Origin of the sequence: Ramlibacter tataouinensis (genome assembly GCF_027941915.1) — a bacterium.
Classification (GTDB): domain Bacteria; phylum Pseudomonadota; class Gammaproteobacteria; order Burkholderiales; family Burkholderiaceae_C; genus Ramlibacter; species Ramlibacter tataouinensis_C.
Window position 1 is genome coordinate 1156352 of sequence record NZ_CP116009.1, and the last position, 26252, is coordinate 1182603.

Genomic DNA, 26252 nt, shown 5'->3' on the forward strand with positions numbered 1-26252 from the left:
TCTCCTTCGGTGTGTCGGCTCATTGCGGCTTGCACAGGCCCGCCGCCTCGCTGGCGACGGAGCAGAGCGATCGGCCGGGGGCGGCGGCCGCCGGTGCCGGTGCCGGCGACAGCGGCGGCGCCCTGTCGCCGCGCGGCCTCGCGGGCTCGGCCGCCGGCGCCTGTGCGGTGCTCGCGGACGCGCTGCCGTTCGGCGCAGGGGGTGCGCCCATGGTCGCGGTCGTGGTCGCGCTCGCCGGCGCCCGGGCTGGCGCCGCGGCACCGCGGGGCGCGGAGACGCGATCGCTCGCCCCGGGCGTGCCCTTGCCTCCAGCATTGACGGCCGGTGCGCGGCTCGCGCCTTGCAGTCCTGCTTCGTCGCCAGGGGTAGCTGCGAGTTTCTCCAGGGCGAGCGGGACCATCACCAGCGCCGCGGCCACGATCAAGGCCAGGATGGGCTTCCACGCCGCCGGCCGGCGACTGCCCGAAGGCCTGCCCGGCGCGCCATCGGCGAGCGCCGCCTTCGCATGCCCGTCGGCCGCCGGCGCTGGCGCGCTTGCGGCCGGCACGCGTTCGGACCGATGGCCGCAGTACGGACAGAAGGCGACTTGCCCGAACCAGGCCCGGCCGCAAGCGCCGCAGTTCGCCACGGCCCGGCGGCTTTCAGCCGGCGTGTCCATCGTCGGCTCCATGATCAGGCGGACGCGGCTGCGCGCCTGCGGGTGGACGGCCATCGGCGCGCGTGCGGACATCGGCTGCTCGTCGGCCTACGAAGCCAGTTTCCACCCGAGCGGCTGCGGCAGGTCGGGATGGTGCACCCACAGGTGCGCGTCGTGCACGAACAGCTGCGCGAGCCATGGCCGCTTGACGTCGAGCGTGCCGAACGGAACCGCGTTCTCGCCCGGCACCTCGACTTGCAGCACGGCGCGCCGCGGCGCGTTTCCGGCATGCAGGAGCGAGAGGATGCCGTGGGGTGCATCCATCCTGAGACCGACCACCGCGCCGTCGAGCGCGGACTCCAGCAAGGGCGCCACGATCTGCATGGCTGCGCCATCAGCCGCCGGCGCCGCGCGCCAGGGGTCGCCCTCGATGCGCAACGTGCCGTGGTAACAGGCGCGTCCCGCGCACAGGCGCGGCGCCTCGGCCGGGGTGACCTGCGGCGCGGCCATTCCCATCTCGACGTACGCAAAGCGGCCATCGCCCTCGCCGCGGCACAGCTGCCAGAACGTGCCGCTGCGCGTGCGGTAGGGCCAGCCCATCGCGAACACCGGCCTGACACCCTCGGGCCACGCGATCCACTCGCACTGCTTGTCGCGCAGGTCGTCGAGCCGCAGGACCAGCTGCCCTTCGTCGCAGGGCCAGTTCACGTGCCGGTCATCGACGATCGGCGCTTCGAAACCGTGTTGCGGCACGGGTGCCTGCGTCAGCAGGACGATGTGCCTGGCCGCCCCGTGGGGCTTGCCCAGCAGCTGGACCCGGTGTTCCTTTCCCAGAACCGGCAACCAGATCTCGCCGGCCCATGCCACGGGACCACCGAGCGCCGGCCCGTCTCCAGTGTGCTCGATGGTGTAGCGAAGGCCGATCGGATTCGGCGCCATGGCGGCGAGCCCGGTCGCCGACGGACCATAGGCGGTGGCCCGACCTTGGGCATGGACGAGTTCCATCCGCCAACCCCGCGGATTGCGCTGTCTCTGGCCCCAGCTGGCGCCCGCCGTCCGCTCCAGCGCCATCCAGCTCCCCGACTCCGGCAGGAGCACCAGGAGGTGGCCCAGCTCCGGCTCGACAGCGATCAAGGTCGGGCAGGACAGGCCGAACCTGTCGACGACGAAGCGGTAGTGTCCCGGCGGCAGGGGCGGCAGGGTGCTGTCCGGCGGGTCGTCGGCCGATCGCTCCTGCGTGCGCGCCAGTATCAGCGGCCGGGGCGTCTGCCTCATGCCTCGGGCCAGCGCTTTCACAGGGGACAGCGCGGACGCGCCGAAGGGCGGCACCCAGGGAAATTCCACCGTGGGCATGGTCAGGCGCAGTGGTTCGCCGGTCCGGTGCGAGTAGTTGAAGTCCGGCGGAAACCACGCGCCGCTGGCGGCCTCGCGATGGGCCCCCATCAGTCGCACGACGTCCTGCGCGGGCAGCCTGGGGTCGACCGCCGTCCCGTCCGGCGTCGCGGCCAGGCGCCATGTCTCGGCCACCGGGTCGCGAAGCCATGTTCCGGAGCGCAGCTCCCACGGCTCGATCTGCTCTTCCACCACTCGCCTCCCCGCGGCCGAACGGACTCATCAAGCGCCGCGAGAACCATTTGACTCGCCGGACGCGAGATTGGAAGCGGACAAACGTCCCGGATTTGTCCTGCGCCGGAACTCGTGACCGCCCGTGCCACGCTGAGCCATACTGGGCCGGTGACCTGGATGCTCATCTACTTCGCCACCGGCGCCTTCGTCGGCTTTCTCGCCGGGCTGCTTGGCATCGGCGGGGGCATGACGCTCGTCCCCTTGCTGGCGTCGATGTTCACCGCGCAGCAACTCGCCCCGGACCATGTCGTTCATATTGCCCTGGGCACCGGCATGTCATCGATCGTCTTCACGTCCAGCGCCAGCGTCCGCGCGCACCATCGCCTCGGCGGCGTCGACTGGTCCCTGGTTCGCCGAATGGGACCGGGCATGGTCATCGGAACCCTGCTGGCGACGGCGCTGTCGGGATGGGTGTCGCAGCGTGCGCTCGCCCTGGCGTTCACGGTGATCGTGTACGCGGGTGCGACGCAACTCCTGCTCGGCCGCAAGCCGTCGGCCGCGCGCACCTTGCCCGGCAGGACGGCGCTGATGGCGATCGGGCTGCTGTTCGGGGTCGTTTGCGGGCTGGTTTCTGCGGGCGGGGCCTTCCTGACGGTCCCCTTCATGCTGTTCTGCGGCGTTTCCATGACCACGGCGATCGGCACGGGTGCCGCACTCGGCCTGCCGGTGGCGCTGATCGGAACGCTCGGCTATGTGTTCAGCGGTTGGCAAGTCCCGGGCCTGCCGCCCCTGGCACTGGGCTTCGTGTACGGCCCGGCCCTGCTGGGCATCGTCGCCGGCAGCGTGCTCACGGCCCCGATCGGCGCCCGCGCCGCCCACCGCCTGCCGGTGGCCACGCTGCGCCGCATCTTTGCGTGCCTGCTGTACGCGCTGGCGACGAAGATGCTGTGGAGCTACCTCTAACCGCTGGGCTTGTCATCGGCGCTCCGGGGTGCAGGGCATGGCGGCGCATCCCTGGTGCGCGTCGCCGTTCAAGCCGGGCGCGGTGAGCTCTGCATCAACGACGCCCGCCTGCCGACCTCGTCGAAATCGCGGGTTTCCCCTCGACCCGTGCGAGCGCGGGGGCTTTTGAATGTCGATCACGCCCGACGCGGACCGTGCGCCCGGGCGAAGGAGACAACGGTGATGGAAGCTGGCCGCATCGGCATCGTCTCGCGTTCGGCGACGCTGGCACGCGACGTCGAGCGCCAGCTCTCGCTGTTCGAGCTGGGCGCTTCGAAGGTGGTGTGCATGCCGGCGCCCGGCATGACCCACCTCGAGCTGCTGAAGATGTTCGAGCGCCACTGGGGCACCGATGCCGTGCTGCTGCTCGGGGCGATCGACGCTCGCGAGGAAGAGGCCTGCGCCGAGTGGATTGGCCGGCACATGGCCAAACCCGTGGTCGGCTTCATCGACGAAGCCGGCGCCGGCCATCCGCAGGTAGCCCGGCTGCGCGCCTGCGGCGTGCACATGAGCCGGGACGCCGAAAGCATCGGCGCGCTCACGGCTTCACTGGTGGGCTGCCCCTGGCTTCCCTTTGACTGAGTCCGCGCCGCTGCACAAACCCGCGTTCGGCTCAAAGCCGGCGGTCACGCCGACGGCCTGAGCGCGTGCTCGATCTGCGCCGCGCCCTCGTCCAGCAGGAACCCCAGGAACGCCTGCGCGACCGGCGGCAGCCGCTTGGTGCGCCGGTGCACCACGTACCAGTTCAGCATCAGCGGAAAGCCTTTCACGTCGAGGATGACCAGCTTGCCGGCCTGGCGCTCCCGGCTGATCGTGTGCGCGGACAGGAAGCTGATGCCCATGCCCGCGATCACCGCCTGCTTGATGGTCTCGGTGCTCTTGATCTCCATGGCGATGTTCAACCCGTCGAGCGCCTCGCCGAATCCTTCGCGCATGGAGTTCCAGGTGTCCGAGCCCTTCTCGCGCACGATGAACGGCTCCTTCAGGATGCGCGCGAGCGGAATGCGCCTGCTGCCGGCCAGCGGGTGCGACGGCGGCGCGACGATCACGTAGGGATGCGGCGCGAACGGCACGGCCACGGTGTCGGTCTGGGCCGCAGGCGGCGGTCGCACCATGACCGCCAGGTCGGTGAGGTTCTCGGCCAGCCGACCCAGGAGCTCCTCGCGGTTGCAGACGCCGAAATTGAGCGTGACGCCCGGATTGCGCTGCATGAACGCCACCAGCAGCGCGGGGAAGAAGTAGTCGCCGGCGCTGATCACGCTCACGTTGAGGCGGCCGCCGGCGACGCCCCTGAATGCCGCGAGCGCCTCTTCCGCCTCATGGAACTTGTCGATGATCTCGCGGCTGGAAGCGAGCATCTGCAACCCCGCAGGGGTGAGGTAGACCTTCTTGCCGAGCTGCTCGAAGAGCGGCAGGCCCACGTGCTCCTGGAGCTTGTGCACCTGGGTCGAGACGGCGGGCTGGGTCAGGTGCAGCTCTTCCGCGGCGCGCGAGAAGCTCAGGTGCCGCGCCACCGCCTCGAAGACCTTGAGCTGGCGCAGCGTCGCATTGCGCATCCCCAAACTATAAGCCGGCATGAATGGTTTCGATCAAAAACATTGACTGTCATTGATCATTCGCTGCGCCTACATTGCCTTCGACAGCTGGATCAGGAGGTCTTCCATGCAAGCTCGTCAGCAAGCGCAACCGCATGACCGATACGCCCTCGCCTTCGAAGAGCTGGGGCTCGACTGGCACTGGGACGGCGAGGAACCGCTGCGCGCATACATCGAACGCGAGCATCCGCACCTGCTGCGCATCTACGACACGGAGTTTCTTGTCAGCGCGATCGAGAGCATCAGCCATCGCGCCACCGCATGAGCCGCGCTCCCCGGACAAACCCTGAGTTTTCTCAATCTTGACTTGCGTCAAGAGAACTCGCTCGTTGTCGGAGTGAGCATCGCGACGCGCGATCTGCGCAGTCGGATCCACGTTCCACCACCAGGAGACAACGCGATGAGTACCCTGCATTGGTTCGCCCGCTTGTCGGGCGCACTGGCCGTCGCCGTCACGGCGATGGCACCCGCGCATGCCGCGTGGGAGCCCACCAAGCCCGTCGAATTCGTGGTGCCCGCCGGCACCGGCGGCGGAGCCGACCAGATGGCGCGCCTGATCCAGGGCGTGGTGGTCAAACACAACCTCATGAAGCAGCCGCTGGTGGTCGTCAACAAGTCGGGCGGCGCCGGCGCCGAGGGATTCCTCGACGTGAAGAACGCCAAGGGAGATCCGCACAAGATCGTGGTCACGCTGTCCAACCTGTTCACGACGCCGCTGGCCACGGGCGTGCCGTTCAACTGGCGCGACATGACGCCGGTGTCGATGATGGCGCTGGACAACTTCGTGCTGTGGGTCAATGCCGAGACGCCGTACAAGACGGCCAAGGAATACCTCGACGCCGTGAAGGCAGCGGGCCCCAACAAGATGAAGATGGGCGGCACGGGCTCCAAGCAGGAGGACCAGATCATCACCGTCAGCATCGAGAAGGCCAGCGGCACCAAGTTCATCTACGTGCCCTTCAAGGGCGGCGGCGACGTCGCCGTGCAGCTCGTGGGCAAGCACGTCGACTCGACGGTCAACAACCCCGTCGAAGCCGTCGCCCAATGGCGCGCCAAGCAGCTGCGGCCGTTGTGCGTGTTCGACGACAAGCGCATGCCCTACCCCGCGAAGATCACGGACACGCAAGCCTGGCAGGACATCCCCACCTGCAAGGAGTCGGGCATCGACTCGAGCTACACCATGCTGCGCGGGATCTTCATGCCGCCGGGCGTGACCGAGGACCAGAAGACCTTCTACGTGGAGCTGCTCAAGAAGGTGCGCGCCACGCCCGAATGGAAGGACTACATGGAAAAGGGCGCGTTCAATCAGACCTCCATGGAGGGCGAGGCGTACTTCAACTGGCTCGCCAAGACCGAGCAGATGCACCGTGAACTCATGAAGAGCGCCGGCTTCCTGGCCAACTGAGATGGAACAGGACCGAGGCGCAGGCGCCGCGAGGGGCGGCGTCTCCATGCTCGCCGTCGAAGTCGTGGTGGCCGTCCTGGTGTTCGCGCTGGGACTCACCATCCTGATCGGCAGCTGGACGCTCGGCTCCAGCTGGACGAGCGACGGCCCGGGGCCCGGCTATTTCCCCTTCTACATCAGCCTGATCATGTGCGTGTCGGGCGTCGGCATAGCAGTGCAGGCCCTGCGCAAGCGTCCCGAAGGCATCTTCGCGGACGGCCAGCAGCTGCGGCAGGTGCTGGTCGTGCTGGTGCCCGCTGCACTGTACGTGCTGGCGGTGCAACTGATCGGCCTGTACATCGCGTCCGCCCTCTACATCGCCTTGTTCATGGCGCTGCTGGGGAAGTACTCGCCGGTGAAGAGCACCGTGGCCGCGGTGGCGATCATGGTGCTGTTCTTCCTGCTGTTCGAGGTCTGGTTCAAGGTGCCGCTGTTCAAGGGCGCGTTCAACCTGCTCCAGTTCACGGGGTATTGAGGCCACATGGACGAACTCGGCGCACTGTTCCACGGCTTCGCAGTCGTGCTCTCCCCCCTGAACCTGGGGCTGATGATCGTCGGCATCGTCCTGGGCGTGCTGATCGGCGTGCTGCCCGGCCTGGGCGGCGCCAACGGGGTGGCCATCCTGCTGCCGCTCACGTTCAGCATGTCGCCCACCTCGGCGATCATCATGCTGTCGTGCATCTACTGGGGCGCCCTGTTCGGCGGCGCCATCACCTCCATCCTGTTCAACATCCCGGGCGAGCCCTGGTCGGTGGCGACCACCTTCGACGGCTACCCGATGGCCCAGAACGGGCAGGCGGGCAAGGCGCTGGCGGCGGCCTTCACCTCGTCCTTCGTCGGCGCCTTCATCGCCGTGGTGATGATCACCTTCCTGGCGCCCCTGGTCGCGAAGTTCGCGCTGAAGTTCGGGCCGCCGGAATTCTTCGCCGTCTACCTGCTCACGTTCTGCAGCTTCGTCGGCATGGGCAAGGGGTCGCCCTTCAAGATCCTGGCTTCAATGGCGATCGGCTTCGCGCTCGCCGCCGTCGGCATGGACACGGTGACCGGCCAGTTGCGGCTGACGTTCGGCATCCCGGACCTGATGCGCGGCTTCGACTTCCTGATCGCGGTCATCGGCCTGTTCGGCATCGGCGAGATCCTGCTGTCGATGGAGGAAGGCCTGAAGTTCTCCGGCAAGACCGCCAAGCTCAATCCCCGGGTGGTGCTGGAGACCTGGAAGGAGTTGCCCCGCTACTGGGTGACCTCGCTGCGCAGCGCGGCCGTGGGCATCTGGATGGGTGTCACGCCGGGCGGCGCCACGCCCGCCTCGTTCATGTCGTATGGCCTGGCCAAGAAGATGTCGCGCGACGGCGCCAAGTTCGGCACCGGCCAGGTCGAAGGCGTCGTCGCGCCGGAAACCGCGGCCCACGCGGCCGGCACGAGCGCCCTGCTGCCGATGCTGGCGCTGGGCATCCCGGGCTCGCCGACCGCCGCCGTGCTGCTGGGGGGCCTGCTGATCTGGGGCCTGCAGCCCGGGCCGCTGCTGTTCGTGGAGCAGAAGGACTTCGTGTGGGGCCTGATCGCCTCGATGTACCTGGGCAACATCGCCGGCCTCCTGATCGTGCTGACGACCGTGCCGCTCTTCGCGGCCATCCTGCGCGTGCCCTTCTCCATCATCGCGCCCGTCATCATCGTGATCTGCGCGATCGGCGCCTACACCGTGCACACCGCAATGCTCGACGTGTGGCTCATGCTCGGGTTCGGCGTGATCGGCTACGTCTTCAAGAAGCTGGACTACCCGCTGGCGCCGCTGGTGCTGGCGCTGGTGCTCGGCGACAAGGCGGAGGACTCGTTCCGGCAGGCCATGCTCGTGTCCCAAGGCGATCTGGCCATCATGTGGTCCAACCTGCTGGTCGGCTCCATCACCGGGCTGGCGCTGCTGCTGCTGCTCTGGCCGCTGCTGTCCAGGGCCTGGGCCGGGGTGCGTCGACCGAAGCGGATCGAACTCAACCGCGAACAGCCGGTCGACTGAAAGCGCAGGTCCCCATGCCCGTCATCGCACTCACGCAGGAAATGGGGTCCCTGGCCAAGAACGTGGCGCTGCGCCTGGGCGAGCTCGCCGGACTCCAGGTCATGCGGCACGAGGTGGCCGAGAACGTGGCGGGGCGGATGCACGTGGAGACCAGCCTGATCCACCGGCTGCGCGGCGGCAAGGCCAGCCTGCGCGAGCGGTTCTCCACGGACAGACAGCAGGTCGCGGTCTTCACCGCGGAGGAAGTTTTCGCGCTCGCCCGGGGCGGAAACATCGTGCTGCGCGGCTGGGGTGCCACGCTCTTGCTGCGCCCGGTGCCTCACGTGGTGTGCGTGCGGATCACGCGGCCGTTCGAGCAGCGCGTGGACTGGCTGATGGAGAACCTGGAGACGACCGACCGCGAGGCGGCGCAGGCGGAGGTCCGCCGCAGCGACGACGCCCATGCCAACCGCATGCGCGCCCAGTTCGGCGTGACCTGGGGCGACCCCCTGCTCTACGACCTGGTGATCAACACGGAACGCGTGTCGGTCGACAGCGCCGCCAGCCAGATCCTGGCGCTCGCGGCGGCGCCCGAGTTCCGGGAAACCGATGCGTCGCACGCGTGCCTGGAAGGCCTGGCGCTGTCGGCCCGCGTGCGCGCCGCGCTCAAGGCGGATGAAGTTACGAGCGGCACCAACATCGGCATCGAGGCTGCCGGCGGCAAGGTCGTGCTCACGGGCCTGGTGCTGAACGAGCAGGAGCGGGACGCCGCCGCGCGGGTTGCCGGTGCGGTGGCAGGCGCGTCCAGCGTCGAGAACCGGCTGCGCATCATGGCCGTGTCGCGCAAGTTCACGCATTCCAAGACCTAGGAACGCCGGTGCTGCACAGCCGCTCGCGGCGCCCTGCCGCAACCGTCCTATATCTTCCCGCGCTGCTTCAGGCGCGAAAGCGTTTCCGCGGAAAGATTGAGGTACGACGCCAGTTCCTTCTTGGGAATGCGATCGAAGAGCTGCGGGTGCTTGCGCATGAAGCGCCTGAACCGCCCGGGCGCATCGAGCAGGTGCAGCGTGATTGTGTGCGCCATGATCTCGCTCATGTGGTGCATCACCTCGTACTCGAACGACTGCTTCAGGCCGGGGTGGCGCTCGATGAAAGCCACCCATTCGCGCAAGGGCAGCTTCGCCACCCGGGCCTTGGTCACGCACACGATGCTGTACGGCGCCGGCGTGCCCAGGCGCCAGGCGGCGTAGCTGGTCTCCATCTCGCCCTCGTGGGCGAAGCGAAGGATCATCTCCTTGGCTTCCTGGTTGCTCACCACCCGCTTGAGGATGCCGTCGAGGATGAAGTACTGCTCCATCTCGTGCACCCCCTGCTGCAGCAGACCCTCGCCCTTGTGGCAATCGACCACGACCAGCAGCGGCTCCAGCTCAGCCATCTGCGCCGCCGTCATTCCCTTCAGCACGATGTTGTGCGCGAGTTGCACACGAATGACGTTCTTCTCGGGATGGTTTTCGATCGACGCCACCGGGCCGGATTTCCGAAAAATTGACTGCGATCAAGAGCCGTTGGAAGTATCGATTCCTATCATAGCCCGCACACCGCAAGCAGCCCTGATACGTCCATGAGCACCGAAGCACAAGCCCTGGAAACGACCGACGGCTTCCACTTGGTCATTGACGCGCTCAAGCTCAATGGCATCGACACGATCTATGCCTTGCCCGGCATTCCGATCACCGACTTCCTGCGCATGGCGCAAGCCGAGGGAATGAAGGTGATCTGCTTCCGGCACGAGCAGAACGCGGGCCACGCCGCCGCGGCGCACGGCTACCTCACCGGCAGGCCCGGCATCTGCTTCACCGTCTCGGCGCCGGGGTTCCTCAACGGCCTCACCGCGCTCGCGAACGCCACGACGAACTGCTTCCCCATGATCCTGGTATCGGGTTCCAGCGAGCGGGAAATCGTGGACCTGCAGCAGGGCGACTACGAGGAGATGGATCAGCTGGCGATCGCCCGGCCGCTGTGCAAGGCGGCCTACCGCGTGCTCCACGCCGAGGACATCGGGGTGGGCCTGGCGCGCGCCATCCGCTCCGCGCTGTCGGGGCGCCCCGGCGGCGTGTACCTCGACCTGCCGGCAAAGCTGTTCGCGCAAAGCCTTTCCACGGAAGTCGCCCGCAAGTCGCTGATCGAAGTGGTGGATCCGGCGCCCCGGCAGCTGCCCGCCCCCGAAGCCGTCGAGCGCGCGATCGACCTGCTCAAGTCCGCCAGCAAGCCGCTCGTGATCCTCGGCAAGGGCGCGGCCTACGCCCGCGCCGATGCCGAGATCCGCCAGTTCATCGAAGCGACCGGCGTGCCTTACCTGCCGATGTCGATGGCCAAGGGCCTGCTGCCCGACACGCACCCGCAATGCGCTTCCGCGGCCCGCTCGTTCGTGCTCGCCGAGGCCGACGTGGTGATGCTGGTCGGCGCACGGCTGAACTGGCTGCTCTCGCACGGAAAAGGCAAGACCTGGGGGGCGGGCTCCCCGAAGGAACCGGCCAGGGCCCGGATCATCCAGGTCGACATCTCCCCGATCGAGCCGGACAGCAACGTCGCCACGGCCGCACCGGTCATCGGCGACATCGGCTCCTGCATCTCGGCGCTCAACCGGGCGATCGGCTCCGGCTGGTCCAGGCCGGATGCCGCGTGGACGGGTGCGATCGCCGAGCGCAAGGACAAGAACCTCACCAGGATGACGGAAACCCTAGCCAAGGACTCGTCACCGATGACGTTCCAGACGGCGCTCTCCGTCATCCGGGACATGGTCAGGGAGCGTCCGGACGCCATCCTGGTCAACGAAGGCGCCAATACGCTGGACTTCTGCCGCTCCACCGTCGACATGTTCGAGCCGCGCAAGCGCCTCGACGTGGGCACGTGGGGGATCATGGGCATCGGCATGGGCTACTCGGTGGCCGCCGCGCTGGTCTCCGGCAAACCCGTCATCGCGGTGTGCGGGGACAGCGCGTTCGGCTTCTCCGGCATGGAGGTCGAGACGATCTGCCGCTACGACCTGCCCGTGTGCGTGGTCGTTTTCAACAACAACGGCGTCTACCGCGGTACCGACGTGAACCCGCGCGGAACCGAAGCCGCGCCCACCGCCTTCGTGAAGGACGCCAGGTACGAAATGATGATGCAGGCCTTCGGCGGGGTCGGCGTGCGAGCCGCCACGCGCACCGAGCTGCGCGCCGCCATCGACGAAGCCGTGGCGAGCGGCAGGCCGACGCTGGTCAACGCCATCATCGACGAGAACGCCGGCACCGAAAGCGGCCGCATCACCAGCCTGAACCCTTCGGCGGCCAAGAAGAAGCCGGCCTGACGCGCAGTCCCGGCGCAGGCCGGGATCCAGAGTTCTTTTCTTCGACAGGAGCGGAAAGACATGGGCAAAGCTCTCGATGGCGTGAAGATCCTCGACTTCACGCACGTGCAGTCCGGGCCGACCTGCACGCAGCTGCTGGCCTGGTTCGGGGCCGACGTGATCAAGGTGGAGAAGGCGGGCGAAGGCGACGCCACGCGGGGCCAGCTGCGCGACATCGACGGCGTGGACAGCCTCTACTTCACCATGCTGAACCACAACAAGCGCTCGATCACGGTCAATACCAAGCACCCGAAGGGCAAGGAGGTGCTCGAGCGCCTGGTCAGGGAGTGCGACGTGCTGGTCGAGAACTTCGCGCCCGGCGCGCTCGACCGCATGGGCTTTGGCTGGGAGCGCATCCAGCAGCTCAACCCGCGCATGATCATGGCGTCGGTGAAGGGTTTCGGGCCCGGCCCCTACGAGGCCTGCAAGGTCTACGAGAACGTCGCGCAGTGCGCCGGCGGCGCGGCGTCCACCACCGGGTTCGACGATGGCCCGCCGCTGGTCACCGGCGCGCAGGTCGGCGATTCGGGCACCGGCCTTCACCTGGCGCTCGGCATCGTCACCGCCCTGTACCAGCGCAACACCACGGGCAAGGGCCAGCGCGTGCTCGCCGCGATGCAGGACGCCGTGCTGAACCTGTGCCGCGTGAAACTGCGCGACCAGCAGCGCCTGGACCGCAGGCACGTCCTGGAGGAGTACCCGCAGTACCCCGACACGGCGTTCGGCGAGGCCGTGCCGCGCGCGGGCAATGCCTCGGGCGGCGGCCAGCCGGGCTGGATCCTGAAGTGCAAGGGCTGGCAGACGGACCCCAATGCCTACATCTACTTCATCACCCAGGCGCCGGTCTGGGAGTCGATCTGCAAGGTGATCGGCGAGGAGCACTGGATCACCGACCCGAACTACGCGACGCCCAAGGCGCGCCTGCCGCACCTGAAGTCGATCTTCGCCCGCATCGAGGAGTGGACCAAGACCAAGAACAAGTTCGAGGCGATGGAGATCCTGAACCAGTACGACATCCCGTGCGGGCCGATCCTGTCCATGAAGGAAATCGCCGAGGAACCGTCGCTGCGCGCCACCGGCACCGTCGTCGAAGTCGACCATCCCAAGCGCGGCAAGTACCTCTCCGTCGGCAACCCGATCAAGCTGTCCGACAGCCCCACGGAAGTCGAGCGCTCGCCCCTGCTGGGCGAACACACCGAGCAAGTCCTCAAGCAGCTCGGCTACACGGAATCGCAGATCGCCGAGATGCGCGAAGCCAGGGTCATCTAAGGACTAAGGAGCGAACCATGAGCTACGACAAGGCCAGAGTCCGCCAGGTCCTCGACGACGTCAGGAAGGCAGGCCGTGATTCGCTGACGGCGCCGCAGGGCAAGCTCATCTGCGACGCCTACGGCATCCGGGTACCGAAGGAAGGCGTGGCCTCGAGCGCGGCGGACGCCTCGAAGCTCGCCGATTCCCTGGGCTTTCCCGTCGTGATGAAGATCGTCTCGCCGGACATCCTGCACAAGACCGAAGCCGGCGGCGTGGTGGTGGGCGTGAAGAGTGCGGACGAAGCCGCCTCGGCGTACGAGCAGATCATCGCCAGCGCGAAGAAGTACAAGGCCGACGCGACGATCGTCGGCGTCCAGGTCCAGCAGATGATCGGGGGCGGCCAGGAAGTCATCGTCGGCGCGATGACGGACCCGAGCTTCGGCAAGCTGGTCGCCTTCGGCCTGGGCGGCGTGCTGGTCGAGGTGCTCAAGGACGTCACCTTCCGCCTCGCACCCGCGACCCGGGAGGACGCGGCCTCGATGCTCGATTCGATCCAGGCCGCGGAGATGCTCAAGGGCGTGCGCGGCGGCGACGCCGTCGACCGAGAGGCGCTCACCGACATCATCGTGCGCGTGAGCCAGCTGGTGAGCGACTTCCCGGAGATCGCGGAGATGGACCTGAATCCGGTCTTCGCCAGCAAGTCCGGCGCGGTCGCCGCCGACGTGCGCATCGTCGTGAACTTCGAGCCCAAGCCCGCGCGCTACCGGCCCGACGAGAAGGACGTGGTCGCGTCGATGAAGCGGATCATGCAACCCAGGGCGGTGGCGGTGATCGGCGCGTCGAACGAGACCGGCAAGATCGGCAACTCGGTCATGAAGAACCTGATCAACGGCGGCTACCAGGGCACGATCTACCCGATCCACCCCAAGGAAGACGAGATCATGGGGATCAAGGCCTTCAAGAGCGTCAAGGACGTGCCGGGCGAGATCGACGCCGCCGTCTTCGCGATCCCGGGCAAGCTGGTCGCGGCTGCGCTGAAGGAGTGCGGCGAGAAGAAGATCGCCGGCGCCATCCTGATCCCCTCGGGCTTCGCCGAGACCGGCAACGTCGAGGGCCAGGAAGAGATCCAGCGCATCGGGCGCGAGTACGGCATCCGCCTGATGGGGCCGAACATCTACGGTTTCTACTACACGCCGTCCAACCTCTGCGCCACGTTCTGCACGGCGTACGACTACAAGGGCTCCACCGCCCTGTCGTCGCAGTCCGGCGGCATCGGCATGGCCATCATCGGCTACTCGCGCTCGGCCAAGATGGGCGTCTCGGCCATCGTCGGCCTGGGCAACAAGTCCGACATCGACGAGGACGACCTGCTCTTGTTCTTCGAGCAGGACGACAACACCAAGGTGATCGCCCAGCACGCCGAGGACCTGAAGGACGGCCGCGCGTTCGCCGAAGTCGCCAAGCGCGTGTCGAAGAAGAAGCCCGTGATCATGCTCAAGGCGGGCCGCACCGCGATGGGCGCGGCGGCCGCGAGCTCGCACACGGGCGCCGTGGCGGGCACCGACAGGATCTACGACGACGTGCTGCGCCAGAGCGGCGTCGTGCGCGCCAGGAGCCTGCGCCAGCTGCTCGACTTCTCGCGCGGCGTGCCCATCCTCCCCACGCCCAAGGGCGAGAACGTGGTCATCATCACGGGCGCCGGAGGCTCGGGCGTGCTGCTGTCCGACGCCTGCGTCGACAACGGCCTGAAGCTGCTCAAGCCCATGCCCAAGGACCTGGACGAGGCCTTCCGCAAGTTCATCCCGCCGTTCGGCGCGGCCGGCAACCCGGTGGACATCACCGGTGGCGAGCCGCCCATCACCTACATGAACACGGTGCGCCTGGGCCTGGAGGACGACCGCATCCACGCGCTCATCCTGGGCTACTGGCACACGATCGTGACACCGCCCATGGTGTTCGCCAGGAACATGGTGACCGTGGTCAACGAGATGAAGGAGAAGGGCAAGGTCAAGCCGGTCGTCGCCTCGCTGGCCGGTGACGTCGAGGTCGAGGAAGCCGCGCAGTACCTGTACGAGAACGGCATCCCCGCCTACGCCTACTCCACCGAGATCCCGGTGGAGATCCTCGGGGCGAAGTACCAGTGGGCCCGGGCCGCCGGCCTGCTGTGATCCACGACGGGTCTTGGCGGCCCAGGTAGAAGCAGGTGCAGGCGCGCGTCATTCCCATCGTCGCGGGCAGCGAGGCCGAACGTGAGCGCAAGCGCGCCGGCCCGAAGGGCCGCCGCGTGGCCCCGGAGCTGCTCGCCGACGTGCGCGAGACACTGGGCGATGCGCCCCGCCGCCGCGACCTGCTGATCGAGCACCTGCACAGGCTGCAGGACCGCTTCGGGCATCTCTCGGCGGGGCATCTCGCTGCACTCGCGGAAGAGATGCGCATGGCGCAAAGCGAGGTCTTCGAGGTCGCTTCCTTCTACCACCACTTCGACATCGTCAAGGAAGGCGAAACCGCTCCCGCGGCACTCACGGTGCGCGTGTGCGACGGCCTGCCTTGCGAGCTCGCGGGCGCGCAGAAGCTGCTCGCCAGGCTGCCGGCGCTGCTCGGCACCGCCGTGCGGGTGATCCCCGCGCCGTGCGTCGGCCGTTGCGAGCAGGCGCCGGCCGTCGTGGTCGGCCAGTACCCGGTGCCTTGCGCGACGGCCGAGAAGGTCGTGGCCACGGTGCGCGCGGGCACGGCCAGGCATGAGCCGCAGGGCTACATCGGGCTATCCCAGTACCGAGCGTCGGGCGGCTACCGCGTGCTCGAGGAATGCGTCGCGGACCAGCGCAAGGTCGACGACGTCATTGCGACGCTGGAAGCGTCGGGCCTGCGGGGCCTGGGCGGCGCCGGTTTCCCGGCCGGCCGCAAGTGGAAGATCGTGCGCGCCGAGCCCGCCCCGCGCCTGATGGCCGTGAACATCGACGAAGGCGAGCCCGGCACGTTCAAGGACCGGGTGTACCTCGAGCGCGACCCGCACCGCTTCCTCGAAGGCATGCTGATCGCCGCGTGGGCGGTCGGGATCGAGGCGATCTACATCTACCTGCGCGACGAGTACCACGGCTGCCGCGCCCTGCTCCAGCAAGAGCTCGAGCGTCTGCGGGCGGATCCGCCCTCGGGCGGCCTGCCCAGGATCGAGTTGCGCCGCGGGGCGGGCGCGTACATCTGCGGCGAAGAGTCCGCAATGATCGAATCGATCGAGGGCAAGCGGGGCATGCCGCGGCTGCGCCCACCGTACGTCGCGCAGGTGGGCCTCTTCGGCCGCCCGACGCTGGAACACAATTTCGAGACCCTGTACTGGGTGCGCGATTTGCTCGAGCGCGGAGCCGAGTGGTTTTCCTCCCAGGGCGCCAACGGCCGCCAGGGCCTGCGCTCGTTCTCCGTGTCCGGGCGGGTGAAGAGCCCGGGCGTGAAGCTCGCACCGGCCGGCATCACCATCCAGGAGCTGATCGACGAGTACTGCGGCGGCATGCTCGACGGGCACCGCTTCTATGGCTACCTGCCGGGCGGGGCGTCGGGCGGCATCCTGCCCGCGGCGATGAACGACATCCCGCTGGACTTCGACACGCTGCAGCCCTACGGCTGCTTCATCGGCTCGGCGGCCGTCGTCGTGCTGTCGCACCACGACCGCGCGACCGATGCCGCGCGCAACCTCATGCGCTTCTTCCACCACGAGTCCTGCGGCCAGTGCACGCCCTGCCGCGCCGGCACGGCCAAGGCACTGGCCCTCATCGAGCAAGCGACGTGGGACGTGCCGCTGCTGGCCGAGCTGTCGCAGGTGATGCGCGACGCATCGATCTGCGGCCTGGGGCAGGCCGCACCGAACCCGGTCGATTGCGTGCTGAAGTATTTCCCGCAGGAACTGGGGGAGTCCGGATGAATGCCGTCACACGCGCGGAACGGGCCCAGGTCGATGCGCCGACCGTGACCTTCAAGCTCGATGGCCGCGAAGTCACCGCGCCGGCCAACCGCACCCTCATCGAGATCGCCGACGGGATGGGTGTGTCCATCCCGCGGCTTTGCTACAAGCCCGGCCTGGACCAGGTGGGCAACTGCCGCTCGTGCATGGTGGAGATCAAGGGCGAACGGGTGCTGGCCGCCAGCTGCTGCCGGTACCCCGCGAACGGCATGGAAGTGAGCACCACCAGCGAGCGCGCCGTCGCATCGCAGAAGCTGGTGCTGGAACTGCTGCTCACGGACATGCCCGAGCGCGAGTACACACGCCACAACGAACTCGACCAGTGGGCGGCCCGGCTGGGCGTGGGCAAGCCGCGTTTCACGCCGCGCCGCCAGGTTTCGGCCGACGTTTCGCACCCGGCCATCGCCGTCAACCTGGACGCCTGCATCCAGTGCACGCGCTGCCTGCGCGCCTGCCGCGACGAGCAGGTCAACGACGTGATCGGCCTGGCGTTTCGCGGCGAGCACGAGAAGATCGTGTTCGACATGGACGACCCGATGGGCCTGTCCACCTGCGTCGCCTGCGGCGAGTGCGTGCAGGCCTGCCCCACCGGCGCGCTGATGCCCGCACGCGAGGTCGCGCTGCAGGTGCCGGACAAGCAGGTGCCTTCCGTCTGCCCCTACTGCGGGGTCGGCTGCCAGCTCACCTACCACGTCAAGGACAACAGGATCCTCTACGTGGAAGGCCGCGACGGACCGGCCAACCACGGCCGCCTGTGCGTGAAGGGCCGCTATGGCTTCGACTATGCGCACCACCCGCAGCGCTTGACGGTCCCGCTGATCCGGCGCGCCGGCGTGCCCAAGGATGCCCACGCCGAGCTCGATCCCCAACGCATGATGGCGTTCTTCCGGGAGGCGACGTGGGAGGAAGCGCTCGAACTCGCCGGCGGCAAGCTGCGCGAACTGCGCGACACGCACGGACCAGCGGCGCTCGCCGGTTTCGGTTCGGCCAAGGGCAGCAACGAAGAGGCCTACCTGTTCCAGAAGCTGGTCCGCACGGGCTTTCGCAGCAACAATGTCGACCACTGCACCCGCCTGTGCCACGCTTCATCCGTCGTCGCGCTGCTCGAAGGCATCGGCTCGGGCGCGGTATCGAACCCGGTCATGGACGTGGCGAAGGCCGACGTGGTCATCCTCATCGGCGCCAATCCGACGGTGAACCATCCGGTGGCGGCCAGCTGGCTGAAGAACGCCATCAAGAACGGCACCAGGCTCATCCTGATGGACCCGCGCAAGTCGGACCTGGCGCGACACGCGCACCTCCACCTGCAGTTCAAGCCCGACACGGACGTCGCGATGCTCAACGCCATGATGCACGTGATCGTCCACGAGGGCCTGGTCGACGAGGCGTTCATCGCCAGCCGGACCATCGGTTTCGAAGAGCTGAAGCAGAACGTGGCCGGCTACAGCCCCGAGGCGATGGCGCCGATCTGCGGCATCGATGCCGAGACGCTGCGCCAGGTCGCACGCCTGTATGCCACTTCGGGGAGCTCGATGATCCTGTGGGGCATGGGGGTGTCGCAGCACGTGCACGGCACGGACAACGCGCGCTGCCTCATCGCCCTGGCGCTGATGACGGGGCAGATCGGCCGGCCCGGCACCGGGCTGCATCCGCTGCGCGGGCAGAACAACGTGCAGGGTGCGTCGGACGCCGGGCTGATCCCGATGATGTACCCCGATTACCAGCGCGTCGACGCGCCCGGCGCGCGCGAGCGCTTCGAGAAGGCCTGGGGCATGGCGCCCGGCGGCCTGGACGCCCGGCCGGGCCTGACGGTCGTGGAGGTGATGGACGCCATCAAGGCGGGCACCGTGCGCGGCATGTACATCATGGGCGAGAACCCCGCGATGTCGGATCCGGACGCCAACCACGCGCGCGAGGCGCTCGCCGCGCTGGAGCACCTGGTCGTGCAGGACATCTTCTTCACGGAGACCGCGTACCTGGCGGACGTGATCCTCCCGGCCAGCGCATTCCCCGAGAAGACGGGCACCTTCACCAACACGGACCGGATGGTGCAGCTCGGTCGCCAGGCGATCGATCCGCCGGGTGAGGCACGGCAGGACCTCTGGATCATCCAGGAGATCGCGCGCCGCCTGGGGCTGCCGTGGAACTACTCGCACGTGAGCGCCGTGTTCGACGAGATGCGCGGCACCATGCCCAGCATCGGCGGCATCACCTGGGACCGGCTGGAGCGCGAGCACGCCGTCACCTACCCGTGTCGCAACGAAGGCGACGAGGGGGAGCCGGTCGTCTTCGTCGAGGACTTCCCGCGCCCGGACGGCCGGGGGCGCTTCGTGCCCGTCGACATCATCCCCGCCGACGAAAGGCCCGATGCCGACTATCCGATGGTGCTCATCACCGGCCGCCAGCTCGAGCATTGGCACACCGGCAGCATGACGCGGCGGGCGAGCATGCTCGATGCCCTCGAACCCGACCCGGTGGCGCTGGTCCATCCGCTGGACATCGAGGCGCTCGGTTGCAGGCCGGGCGACATCATCACGATCGAGTCGCGCCGCGGCAGCGTGAGCCTGTATGCGCGGGCGGACGACAGTTCCCCGCAAGGCGCAGTGTTCGTGCCTTTCTGCTACTACGAAGCGGCAGCGAACAAGCTCACGAACCCGGCCCTGGATCCTTTTGCCAAGATTCCCGAGTTCAAGTACTGCGCCGTGCGGGTCGTGCCGGGTGGCCCCGACCCGCGCCAGACAAGCTTCGGCGGCGGGCAGGCCCTCACGCGGCACCTCACCCCCGCCAACTGATGGCGGCCAGGCCCGGAAGGTTCGCGCGAAGCCCGCCGGACCGAAGCAAGTGCCGTCGTCTGGCGCCCGGCCAGCTCAGTTGCACAATCGGAGCGATGCTGATAAAGACAATGGCAACTGCGCTCGTGGCAGCTCTGCTTGCAGGCTGTGGTGCCATGCCCCGTCAAGACAGCGTGGCCACGGTGCAGGTCTGGAAGGTATTCGGGCAGGAGAGCGGCAACGCACTTCCTGCGAAGCCGCCAGAGCTTGCCGCCATCAGGTCGGCCGGCGTGAGCGATGCCCAACTGGCCGCGGGTCGCGTGGTGGGCGTGCACTGTGCGGTGATGAGCGACGGCTGGTGGGAGAGCCTCGCCGTGCTGCCAGCTGGCGTGCAGGCGGGAGAAGGCACGACGCTGCGGGTCAGGGTCCTGGATCCCGGCGACAACGACCGGCTCGCCGTGAGCGCCTTCGTCGAACTTCCCGAGCAACTGCCGCGCGGTGGCCAAGCCTACCGGTTCGTTCCAAACTGGCGCGAGCTCGGGAGAAGGAACAACTTCGAGCGGGTCGAGCTACCGTCGCAGTTGAAGGACAAGTACCTCATCGTTCAAGGCTGGTACCTGCTCAAGTGCGGTTCGTAGGACCCCGAACGGAGGCCGGGCTGCGCCACTCGCGCCCGCGAGCAGCCGGCCCGGCCGTCCGGTCTTACTTCGTTGCCCGCTCCACATAGCGGGCCAATGCCTCGATCTCCGCCTGCGTCAGGTGGGTGAACGCCGGCATCTGGCCGATGCCGGTCTTCAGCGCCTGCACCACGCGGGCGCGGTCCGGCTTCAGTTCGTCGAGTGAAGGGCCCACGGCGCCTTCGGCGCCTGCGTCCTTGAGCGTGTGGCACAGCGCGCAAGACGGCGTGACCTTCGTGAACAGGATGCGTCCCTCGTCCTCGGCCTGCACGGAGCAGGCGAGCGAGGCCAGCAGCGCCAGCGGCGCCGCCTTCCAGAAAGATCCCGCCATCAGACCACCGTGATCGGCAGCGCGTGCACCCGCCAGCCGCTGTTCAGGAAGCCGCCGGCATTCTCCGGCGTCGCCTCGACTTGCCAGTTGAACTGGGTGTCCTGCGCCCGCGAGGCGAGCACATACTGACCCGGCTCCAGCTTGACCGGCAGCACGAACTGGCGCCAGGCGAAGCGGCCCAGGTCGGGGCCGACGAAGCGGGCCTCCTTCCAGGTCTGGCCGCCGTCCACCGACACGTCGATGCGGCGCAGGGCGCGGGTGCCGCCCATCGCCACGCCGTGGATCTGCACCCAGCCGGCTTTCACCGGCCCGGCTTCGGGCGCCGGCCCGTTGATCCAGGACTTGACGTCCATCTCCCACACGGCCGGGAAGCTCGGGTCCCCCTTGGTGCCGGGCGGCGACATGCGGTAGCCGGTGCGCTGGATCTTCGCGTCGGTCTCCGCCGCGGTGAAGGCCAGGCGCTTGACGTACTTGATGTTGTTGACGCCGCTGTAGCCGGGGACGATCAGGCGCAGCGGGCCGCCGTGCGCATGCGGCACCGGCTCGCCGTTCATCTCCCACGCCAGCAGCGCGTCGTCCAGCGCCTTGATCGGCACCGAGCGCTCCACGATCACGTCCTTCGGATCCAGGCCGGCGGGCAGCTGCTCGCCGCCGGTCCCGGTGATGAAACGCGCGCCGTCGGCCAGGCCGCCGAGCGCGGCGACCACGTTGCGCAGCGGCACGCCGCTCCAGATCACGCAGCCGGCGGCGCCGACCTGCCACTTGGTGCCGCTGGGCTTGCCGGCGAAATAGCCGCGGCCATTGCCGGAGCACTGCAGCACCGCGGCGACCGTCTCGATGCCCAGGGTCTTGAGCTCCGCCACGCTCAGCGTGCGCGGCTGCCGCACGCCTTCGATGGCGACGGCCCAGGCGTCGCGGTTGGCGACGATGGCCACATCCGGCGCCGGCAGGTTGTTGCGCACGTAGAGCCGCTCGGCCGGCGTGATCACGCTGGTGCCGAAGGCACTGCGCTTCGTCTCCAGCGTGTTGCCGGTGTGCATGATCAGGTGATCGGGGTTCTTCCATGCCACGTAGCCAGGCAGGGGCTTGGCCGGCGCGGCGGCGGTCTGCGCCTGCGCCACGCGGGCCAGGCCAACGCTCGCCAGCGCGGTTGCGCTGCCGGCCAGCAGGCCGCGGCGGGCCAGGTCAGGGGAGTGCGGCTTCATCGTGGTCCTCCTCGGTTGTGATTGGGTGCGCTGTCGTAGTTCATTGCGCGGCGGCGGCATCGTACTTCATACCGGAGCTGCGCCACTCGGGGAGGCCGCCGCGGAACCAGTACACCTTGGTGTAGCCGGACTTGATCGCGGCGTGTGCGGCCTTGAAACTCTTCCAGCACTCGGGGCCGTTGCAGGCAAATACCAGCTGCGCGTTCTTGTTGGGCCCCAGCTTCGCCACCTCGAACTTGTCCAGCTTCGCATCGAAGTCGGCGTCCTTCGCGCTCTTCTCGACATAAGGCACCAGCACGGCGCCGGGCACGTGGCTGGCCTTGAATTCGGCCTCGGTGCGGGTGTCGACGTAGGTGGCGCCGTCCTGCATCAGCTGCGCCACGGCCTTGGCGTCGACCACGGTCGCACCAGGCAGCGCCCGGGGCGTGAAGTAGCCCAGCGTCGCCACGTACTTGTAGTCCTCCGACTTGTGCGCCACCGCCTTGGTGCTCTCACCGCGCAGCAGCGCGGCGAACTGGGGGGCCTCGGCCAGCGCGACCTGCAGCGCCTCGGCACCCGGCCTGGCGCCCTCCTTGATCGCGAGGCTCAGGCCCGGCACCGGCTTCGACTCCATGATGGCCTTGATCGGCTCGCCGGCCGTCACCCAGCGGTCGAACACCGCCTTCTCCACGCCCACCACGTCGCAGCGGCGCACCTGCAGGCAGGGCAGCAGGGCGTCCTGATAGCGCGTGTCGTAGATCGAGGCGAAATGGCGCTTGATGGTGGTGTTGGCGGCGTTCACCTCGCCGCGGATCAGGTAGGTCACCACGCTGTCCTGCAGCGGCAGCCCGAGGCGCTTGCCCTGGGCCTGCGCCAGGTTGTTGACCGGGCTGTCCTTGGGTACGACCAGCACCGCCTGCACCGGCTTGTCCAGGCCCAGCACCGGCTGGTAGCCATAGCGCACGGCGCTGCCGACCACGTGGGCCGGGCCGACAAAGACGTCGTGAATGCCGGCGCGGGTGGCGCCGAGGTCCGCCGTGGCATCGCTGGACAGCACGATGTCGATGCCGGCGACCTGCTGCTTGCGCAAGGCCTGCTCCACCGCGGCGCGCCAGGCGCTGTACAGCGCAAAGCGCGACTGCTCGCTGCTGTCACCCGGGTTGACCAGTACCCGCAAGGTGCCGGGCGTGCTGCCGGCGGGCTGCGCCGCGGCTCCAGACGAGGTGAGTGCCGCGCCCAGCACGGCGGCGAGGACGGCTCCATCCCATGGCTTCAACTTGTTCTCCCTGACTGCTGCGAGTGCCCCGCTCGGGAGCCCTGCAGCTTGCATTTCCTAACGCTTGTAGTGTCGAAAATAGCATGGGCTTGGCAGCGCGACAGGGCATTTGGTCGCGCCGAAGTTAAGGAAAAGGCTTACGAAGTCCGGCACCAGGTGCCGCGCCATGCCCTGCGGACATACTTGACAGCGCCGGCGCAAGACCTGCTGCCTCAGCGGCGGTCGCCGTCCGGCTGTCTTCGTCAACCCATCAGCTCACGGGAGAAGGAAGATGCTCCAGAACTTTCCCATGTACGCGTACATCCCCGCATCGGACCTGGCAAGGGCGCGCCGGTTCTACGAGGGCAGGCTGGGCCTGCGACCCAAGGAGGAAACCAACGGCGGCGTCGTGTACGAGTTCGCGAACGGCACTGCCTGCTTCCTTTACCCGACCCCCAACGCAGGCACCTCCAGAGCCAGCCAGGCCTTCTGGTCCGTCGAGGACGTCGACGGATTGATCCGCGCATTGAAGGCGAAGGGCGTGGCGTTCGAGGACTACGACATGCCCGGTGAGAAAAGCGCAGACGGCGCCATCACGGCCGGCGGGGCGAAGGCGGCCTGGTTCAAGGACAGCGAGGGCAACATCATGGCCTTGATCGAGGAAGCGCCACGGTAGCGCCGTGGGCCGTTGCTGCTGACGACGGTAGCGGCTTGCAGGCTGAGGCGGCCGAAGGCGGCTGCGGGTGCTTGCTCGTGCCTGTATCTCGCTGCTGGGCCAGGGCAGGCATCGGTTCTGACGGACATCAAACGCCCCGCTTTCGCAGCACCATGTCTGCTCCCCTCCGCCGCCGGCGGACATGGAGCCTCTCATGGATGAATCACTCAGGCAGAAGATCCTGGCCTTGCTCGACGGGCACCGGATCATGACGGTGGCGACGCTGCGCCCGGATGGCTGGCCGCAGGCGACCACGGTGGGCTACGTGAGCGAAGGAAACACGCTCTGGTTCCTCTGTGGCCGCGAGAGCCAGAAGGCGGACAACCTGGCGCGCGACAACCGGGTGTCCATCACCATCGACCACGACACGCCGGACCTGCTGGCGATCACCGGGCTGTCGATGGCCGCGCGGGCCCACCGCGTGACCGATCGCGCCGAGGCCGAGAAGGTGCTGCGGATGCTGCCGCTCAAGTACCCCGATGCGCCGCCGCAAACCGCGAGCATGAAGATGCCGGGGCCGGACGAAGTCGCCATCTTTCGTGTCGAACCCGAGGTCATCTCCGTGCTGGACTACACGAAGGGCTTCGCCCACACGGACCTGGTGACCTGCTGAGGCATCGGATGCCGTGCGGGCGCCTCCGGGGCCTCGGGACGTGCGGCTGTCGTGCCTGCATCAGAGGCCGGGCTTGAGCCCGTAGCGACTCATCACCTCGAGCAGCCTGGCCTTGTCCGGCGGCCCTGCCGCGTTCACCACGGCAGCCACGTCCCGGAAGTACTGCGCGCCGATATCCGGCGTGTTGGTGACGAGCGCCCGCGCCGGGGCGGCATGGGGGTTGCTGAACGCGTGCACCGTGCCGCGCGGCGTGAACATCCAGTCGCCTGGGCCGAGGTCGCGTTCCTCGGCTCCCACACGGTAGTGAAGCTGGCCTTCGAGAACGTAGATGAACTCGTCGTTGGCCGCATGGCTGTGCGGAGGCGGAACATTCGAGCCCGCGGGAACCGTCAGCTCGAAGCTGCCCATCTCCTGCTTTGCCGTTCCGTCCCGCAGGTAGCGGATCGAGAGCGTACCGACGGAAATCACGCTGGTCTCGAGCGGCTCGGAATCCGGCATGTGAACCTCCTGCTGTTGGCTCATGAAGTCGAACTCGCGCAATATCGCATTGCCGCCTTTCCTGCCGAAGCGCGCCGCTTGTAACCTTGTCGGCGTTGCGTCACTGGTGCAAGGAAATGTTGTGGGGTCGAGCCTGGTGACAGGCGGAGATCCCGCACGCTCGCCGGCCGTACACTGCCTTCATCGGAGAGGAGCATGAGGATGCGAGGGGTTCCCACAGCGGGGTACGCGCTGGTCCTGGCATGGTTTGCGGGGTGCACGGGTCTCGCCCACGCACAGCAGACACGGATCAACGGCCACCTGGCCGCGCCCGACGAGCGACTACTCACCGAGGCTTACTTTCCCGAAGGCTTCCACCTCGCGCCGCCACAGGCGCCCAAGCCGCTCGCCAGGCGCGAAGCCACTGCCGCCGAAGCCGCCTTCATCGAGAAGGCCAGAATCACCTTCGACAGCACCAGCCTCAAGGCCATTGCGCTGATCGAAGGTGGCGAGCTCGTCTGGCTGGCCAGCAAGGAACCGGTCACGCCGCAGACCCGTCTTTCCGGCTACAGCCTCGGCAAGACGCTCACGTCGATGACGGCGGGTGTCGCCCTGTGTGAAGGAAGACTGGCACGCAGCACGAAGGTCGAAGAGCTGGTTCCCGAGCTGAAGGGCACCGGGTACGAGGGCGTGAACGTCGAGCACCTGCTCACCATGAGCAGCGGCATCAGGGACGGGAGTTACCACGCGGCCGGCACGCCGCAGGCACGCAAGAAGATCATGCAGATCTACGCGCAGAAGGCACAGTGGCGCGACATGCTGCCGCTGGTGAACCAGCGCACAACCGGCGTGTTCGGCAAGGTCGTCGCGCCGGGCGAAACCTTCGAGTACAAGGAGATCGACGTGCTGGTGCTGGGTCTCATGATCCAGGCGGCAGTGCAGCAGCCCCTCTCCGAGTACATGGCAGGCACCGTCCTCAAGGAAGCCGGCGTCGCCTCCCCGGTCGCCTTGCGGCAGGACCGCAGCGGCACCACCTATGCGCCCACGGTGGCCCGGATGACAATGGAGGATTGGGTGCGTTTCGCCATCTGGGTGCGCCAGCTGGAGGCGGGGACCGGCTGCATGGCCGACTATGTGAAAGCTGCGACGCAGACCCGGATCAGCAATCATTCCCCAGCGACCGCCAGGGTCCACCGCGGCTACGGCTACCTGGTCTGGACCGACACCCCCCGCCACCACGACAGCTACTGGGCTTGGGGCTTCGGCGGCCAACGTATCGCGTGGAACCACGCGAACACGCGCACCATGGTGGTGTTCAGCAGCCTGGAGAACAACACCGACGAGGTCCTGGCGCTGTATCGCGAGTGGGCGGGCTTGCGCTAGGGTGGCCTGCGCGACCAT

General features: G+C 68.1%; 24 protein-coding genes. 16 read left to right on the forward strand and 8 right to left on the reverse strand.

What is annotated here, in order from left to right; translation table 11 throughout:
* Positions 1–19: 19 nt before the first annotated feature.
* Together PE066_RS05375 and PE066_RS05380 are read right to left on the reverse strand one after the other, a co-directional pair.
* The gene (locus PE066_RS05375) at positions 20–730 is read right to left on the reverse strand and encodes a hypothetical protein (RefSeq protein ID WP_271235531.1); all 711 of its coding nucleotides are present in this window, start codon (positions 728–730) and stop codon (positions 20–22) included.
* Positions 731–745: 15 nt separating this feature from the next.
* Positions 746–2221, reverse strand: a complete 1476-nt coding sequence (locus PE066_RS05380) for a hypothetical protein (protein WP_271235532.1) — start codon at positions 2219–2221, stop codon at positions 746–748.
* 159 nt (positions 2222–2380) lie between these two features.
* Between PE066_RS05380 and PE066_RS05385 the strand changes: the two genes are divergently transcribed.
* Both PE066_RS05385 and PE066_RS05390 read left to right on the forward strand, forming a co-directional pair.
* Positions 2381–3166 carry a sulfite exporter TauE/SafE family protein gene (locus tag PE066_RS05385; RefSeq protein ID WP_271236510.1) on the forward strand — a complete coding sequence of 262 codons (786 nt, stop codon included), beginning with the start codon at positions 2381–2383 and terminating at the stop codon, positions 3164–3166.
* A 219-nt stretch (positions 3167–3385) separates the two neighbouring features.
* Positions 3386–3787 carry a hypothetical protein gene (locus PE066_RS05390; protein WP_271235533.1) on the forward strand — a complete coding sequence of 134 codons (402 nt, stop codon included), beginning with the start codon at positions 3386–3388 and terminating at the stop codon, positions 3785–3787.
* A 44-nt stretch (positions 3788–3831) separates the two neighbouring features.
* Here the strand turns inward: PE066_RS05390 and PE066_RS05395 are convergent, their stop codons facing one another.
* Entirely contained in the window at positions 3832–4761 is a 930-nt protein-coding gene (locus tag PE066_RS05395; protein WP_271235534.1) for a LysR family transcriptional regulator, read from the reverse strand.
* Positions 4762–4867: 106 nt separating this feature from the next.
* On the opposite strand from PE066_RS05395, the gene PE066_RS05400 reads away from it, so the two are divergent.
* The 5 genes from PE066_RS05400 to PE066_RS05420 all read left to right on the forward strand — a co-directional run bounded on the left by PE066_RS05400 (position 4868) and on the right by PE066_RS05420 (position 9103).
* Entirely contained in the window at positions 4868–5065 is a 198-nt protein-coding gene (locus tag PE066_RS05400) for a hypothetical protein (protein WP_271235535.1), read from the forward strand.
* 135 nt (positions 5066–5200) lie between these two features.
* The gene (locus tag PE066_RS05405; RefSeq protein WP_440480580.1) at positions 5201–6205 is read left to right on the forward strand and encodes a Bug family tripartite tricarboxylate transporter substrate binding protein; all 1005 of its coding nucleotides are present in this window, start codon (positions 5201–5203) and stop codon (positions 6203–6205) included.
* Between the two features lies 1 nt (position 6206).
* Entirely contained in the window at positions 6207–6719 is a 513-nt protein-coding gene (locus tag PE066_RS05410; protein WP_271235536.1) for a tripartite tricarboxylate transporter TctB family protein, read from the forward strand.
* A 6-nt stretch (positions 6720–6725) separates the two neighbouring features.
* The gene (locus tag PE066_RS05415; RefSeq protein ID WP_271235537.1) at positions 6726–8255 is read left to right on the forward strand and encodes a tripartite tricarboxylate transporter permease; all 1530 of its coding nucleotides are present in this window, start codon (positions 6726–6728) and stop codon (positions 8253–8255) included.
* 14 nt (positions 8256–8269) lie between these two features.
* Positions 8270–9103 (forward strand): cytidylate kinase family protein, encoded by an 834-nt coding sequence (locus PE066_RS05420; protein WP_271235538.1) that lies wholly within the window; start codon positions 8270–8272, stop codon positions 9101–9103.
* Positions 9104–9150: 47 nt separating this feature from the next.
* Here the strand turns inward: PE066_RS05420 and PE066_RS05425 are convergent, their stop codons facing one another.
* Positions 9151–9759 (reverse strand): Crp/Fnr family transcriptional regulator, encoded by a 609-nt coding sequence (locus PE066_RS05425; RefSeq protein ID WP_271235539.1) that lies wholly within the window; start codon positions 9757–9759, stop codon positions 9151–9153.
* 96 nt (positions 9760–9855) lie between these two features.
* Between PE066_RS05425 and oxc the strand changes: the two genes are divergently transcribed.
* From oxc to PE066_RS05455, 6 genes are all read left to right on the forward strand, one after another.
* The gene (gene oxc / locus PE066_RS05430; protein ID WP_271235540.1) at positions 9856–11586 is read left to right on the forward strand and encodes an oxalyl-CoA decarboxylase; all 1731 of its coding nucleotides are present in this window, start codon (positions 9856–9858) and stop codon (positions 11584–11586) included.
* Positions 11587–11646: 60 nt separating this feature from the next.
* Positions 11647–12894, forward strand: a complete 1248-nt coding sequence (frc, locus tag PE066_RS05435) for a formyl-CoA transferase (RefSeq protein ID WP_271235541.1) — start codon at positions 11647–11649, stop codon at positions 12892–12894.
* A 17-nt stretch (positions 12895–12911) separates the two neighbouring features.
* Positions 12912–15044 (forward strand): acetate--CoA ligase family protein, encoded by a 2133-nt coding sequence (locus PE066_RS05440; RefSeq protein WP_271235542.1) that lies wholly within the window; start codon positions 12912–12914, stop codon positions 15042–15044.
* 35 nt (positions 15045–15079) lie between these two features.
* The gene (locus PE066_RS05445) at positions 15080–16789 is read left to right on the forward strand and encodes an NADH-ubiquinone oxidoreductase-F iron-sulfur binding region domain-containing protein (RefSeq protein ID WP_271235543.1); all 1710 of its coding nucleotides are present in this window, start codon (positions 15080–15082) and stop codon (positions 16787–16789) included.
* A complete protein-coding gene (gene fdhF / locus PE066_RS05450; RefSeq protein ID WP_271235544.1) occupies positions 16786–19620 on the forward strand; it encodes a formate dehydrogenase subunit alpha in 2835 nt (944 codons plus the stop codon). The genes PE066_RS05445 and fdhF overlap by 4 nt, the downstream gene beginning before the upstream one ends.
* A gap of 155 nt (positions 19621–19775) precedes the next feature.
* Positions 19776–20237: a hypothetical protein gene (locus PE066_RS05455; protein ID WP_271235545.1), complete on the forward strand. Its 462-nt coding sequence runs from the start codon at positions 19776–19778 to the stop codon at positions 20235–20237.
* 64 nt (positions 20238–20301) lie between these two features.
* Here the strand turns inward: PE066_RS05455 and sorU are convergent, their stop codons facing one another.
* Genes sorU through PE066_RS05470 form a run of 3 tightly spaced genes read right to left on the reverse strand, consistent with a single transcriptional unit; the run spans position 20302 to position 23067 of the window.
* Positions 20302–20607, reverse strand: coding sequence for a SorU family sulfite dehydrogenase c-type cytochrome subunit (sorU, locus tag PE066_RS05460; RefSeq protein WP_271235546.1), 306 nt, complete (start codon positions 20605–20607; stop codon positions 20302–20304).
* The gene (sorT, locus tag PE066_RS05465) at positions 20607–21812 is read right to left on the reverse strand and encodes a SorT family sulfite dehydrogenase catalytic subunit (protein WP_271235547.1); all 1206 of its coding nucleotides are present in this window, start codon (positions 21810–21812) and stop codon (positions 20607–20609) included. Before sorT ends, sorU begins: the two co-directional genes overlap by 1 nt.
* Before the next feature lie 40 nt (positions 21813–21852).
* Positions 21853–23067: a rhodanese-like domain-containing protein gene (locus PE066_RS05470; RefSeq protein WP_271235548.1), complete on the reverse strand. Its 1215-nt coding sequence runs from the start codon at positions 23065–23067 to the stop codon at positions 21853–21855.
* Positions 23068–23356: 289 nt separating this feature from the next.
* On the opposite strand from PE066_RS05470, the gene PE066_RS05475 reads away from it, so the two are divergent.
* Positions 23357–23722: a VOC family protein gene (locus tag PE066_RS05475; RefSeq protein ID WP_271235549.1), complete on the forward strand. Its 366-nt coding sequence runs from the start codon at positions 23357–23359 to the stop codon at positions 23720–23722.
* 193 nt (positions 23723–23915) lie between these two features.
* Positions 23916–24374 carry a pyridoxamine 5'-phosphate oxidase family protein gene (locus PE066_RS05480; protein ID WP_271235550.1) on the forward strand — a complete coding sequence of 153 codons (459 nt, stop codon included), beginning with the start codon at positions 23916–23918 and terminating at the stop codon, positions 24372–24374.
* A gap of 60 nt (positions 24375–24434) precedes the next feature.
* Here the strand turns inward: PE066_RS05480 and PE066_RS05485 are convergent, their stop codons facing one another.
* Positions 24435–24896, reverse strand: a complete 462-nt coding sequence (locus PE066_RS05485) for a cupin domain-containing protein (RefSeq protein ID WP_271235551.1) — start codon at positions 24894–24896, stop codon at positions 24435–24437.
* Between the two features lie 177 nt (positions 24897–25073).
* Here PE066_RS05485 and PE066_RS05490 point away from each other — a divergent pair, with 177 nt between their 5' ends.
* The gene (locus PE066_RS05490) at positions 25074–26234 is read left to right on the forward strand and encodes a serine hydrolase domain-containing protein (RefSeq protein WP_271235552.1); all 1161 of its coding nucleotides are present in this window, start codon (positions 25074–25076) and stop codon (positions 26232–26234) included.
* Positions 26235–26252: the final 18 nt, after the last annotated feature.

Coding starts and splice junctions, on each gene's coding strand:
- PE066_RS05375 (WP_271235531.1), bottom strand. CDS start 730: ATGTCCGCACGCGCGCCGATGGCCGTCCACCCGCAGGCGCGCAGCCGC.
- PE066_RS05385 (WP_271236510.1), top strand. CDS start 2,381: ATGCTCATCTACTTCGCCACCGGCGCCTTCGTCGGCTTTCTCGCCGGG.
- PE066_RS05395 (WP_271235534.1), bottom strand. CDS start 4,761: ATGCGCAATGCGACGCTGCGCCAGCTCAAGGTCTTCGAGGCGGTGGCG.
- PE066_RS05400 (WP_271235535.1), top strand. CDS start 4,868: ATGCAAGCTCGTCAGCAAGCGCAACCGCATGACCGATACGCCCTCGCC.
- PE066_RS05405 (WP_440480580.1), top strand. CDS start 5,201: ATGAGTACCCTGCATTGGTTCGCCCGCTTGTCGGGCGCACTGGCCGTC.
- PE066_RS05410 (WP_271235536.1), top strand. CDS start 6,207: ATGGAACAGGACCGAGGCGCAGGCGCCGCGAGGGGCGGCGTCTCCATG.
- PE066_RS05415 (WP_271235537.1), top strand. CDS start 6,726: ATGGACGAACTCGGCGCACTGTTCCACGGCTTCGCAGTCGTGCTCTCC.
- PE066_RS05420 (WP_271235538.1), top strand. CDS start 8,270: ATGCCCGTCATCGCACTCACGCAGGAAATGGGGTCCCTGGCCAAGAAC.
- oxc (WP_271235540.1), top strand. CDS start 9,856: ATGAGCACCGAAGCACAAGCCCTGGAAACGACCGACGGCTTCCACTTG.
- frc (WP_271235541.1), top strand. CDS start 11,647: ATGGGCAAAGCTCTCGATGGCGTGAAGATCCTCGACTTCACGCACGTG.
- PE066_RS05440 (WP_271235542.1), top strand. CDS start 12,912: ATGAGCTACGACAAGGCCAGAGTCCGCCAGGTCCTCGACGACGTCAGG.
- fdhF (WP_271235544.1), top strand. CDS start 16,786: ATGAATGCCGTCACACGCGCGGAACGGGCCCAGGTCGATGCGCCGACC.
- PE066_RS05455 (WP_271235545.1), top strand. CDS start 19,776: ATGCCCCGTCAAGACAGCGTGGCCACGGTGCAGGTCTGGAAGGTATTC.
- sorU (WP_271235546.1), bottom strand. CDS start 20,607: ATGGCGGGATCTTTCTGGAAGGCGGCGCCGCTGGCGCTGCTGGCCTCG.
- sorT (WP_271235547.1), bottom strand. CDS start 21,812: ATGAAGCCGCACTCCCCTGACCTGGCCCGCCGCGGCCTGCTGGCCGGC.
- PE066_RS05475 (WP_271235549.1), top strand. CDS start 23,357: ATGTACGCGTACATCCCCGCATCGGACCTGGCAAGGGCGCGCCGGTTC.
- PE066_RS05480 (WP_271235550.1), top strand. CDS start 23,916: ATGGATGAATCACTCAGGCAGAAGATCCTGGCCTTGCTCGACGGGCAC.
- PE066_RS05485 (WP_271235551.1), bottom strand. CDS start 24,896: ATGAGCCAACAGCAGGAGGTTCACATGCCGGATTCCGAGCCGCTCGAG.
- PE066_RS05490 (WP_271235552.1), top strand. CDS start 25,074: ATGCGAGGGGTTCCCACAGCGGGGTACGCGCTGGTCCTGGCATGGTTT.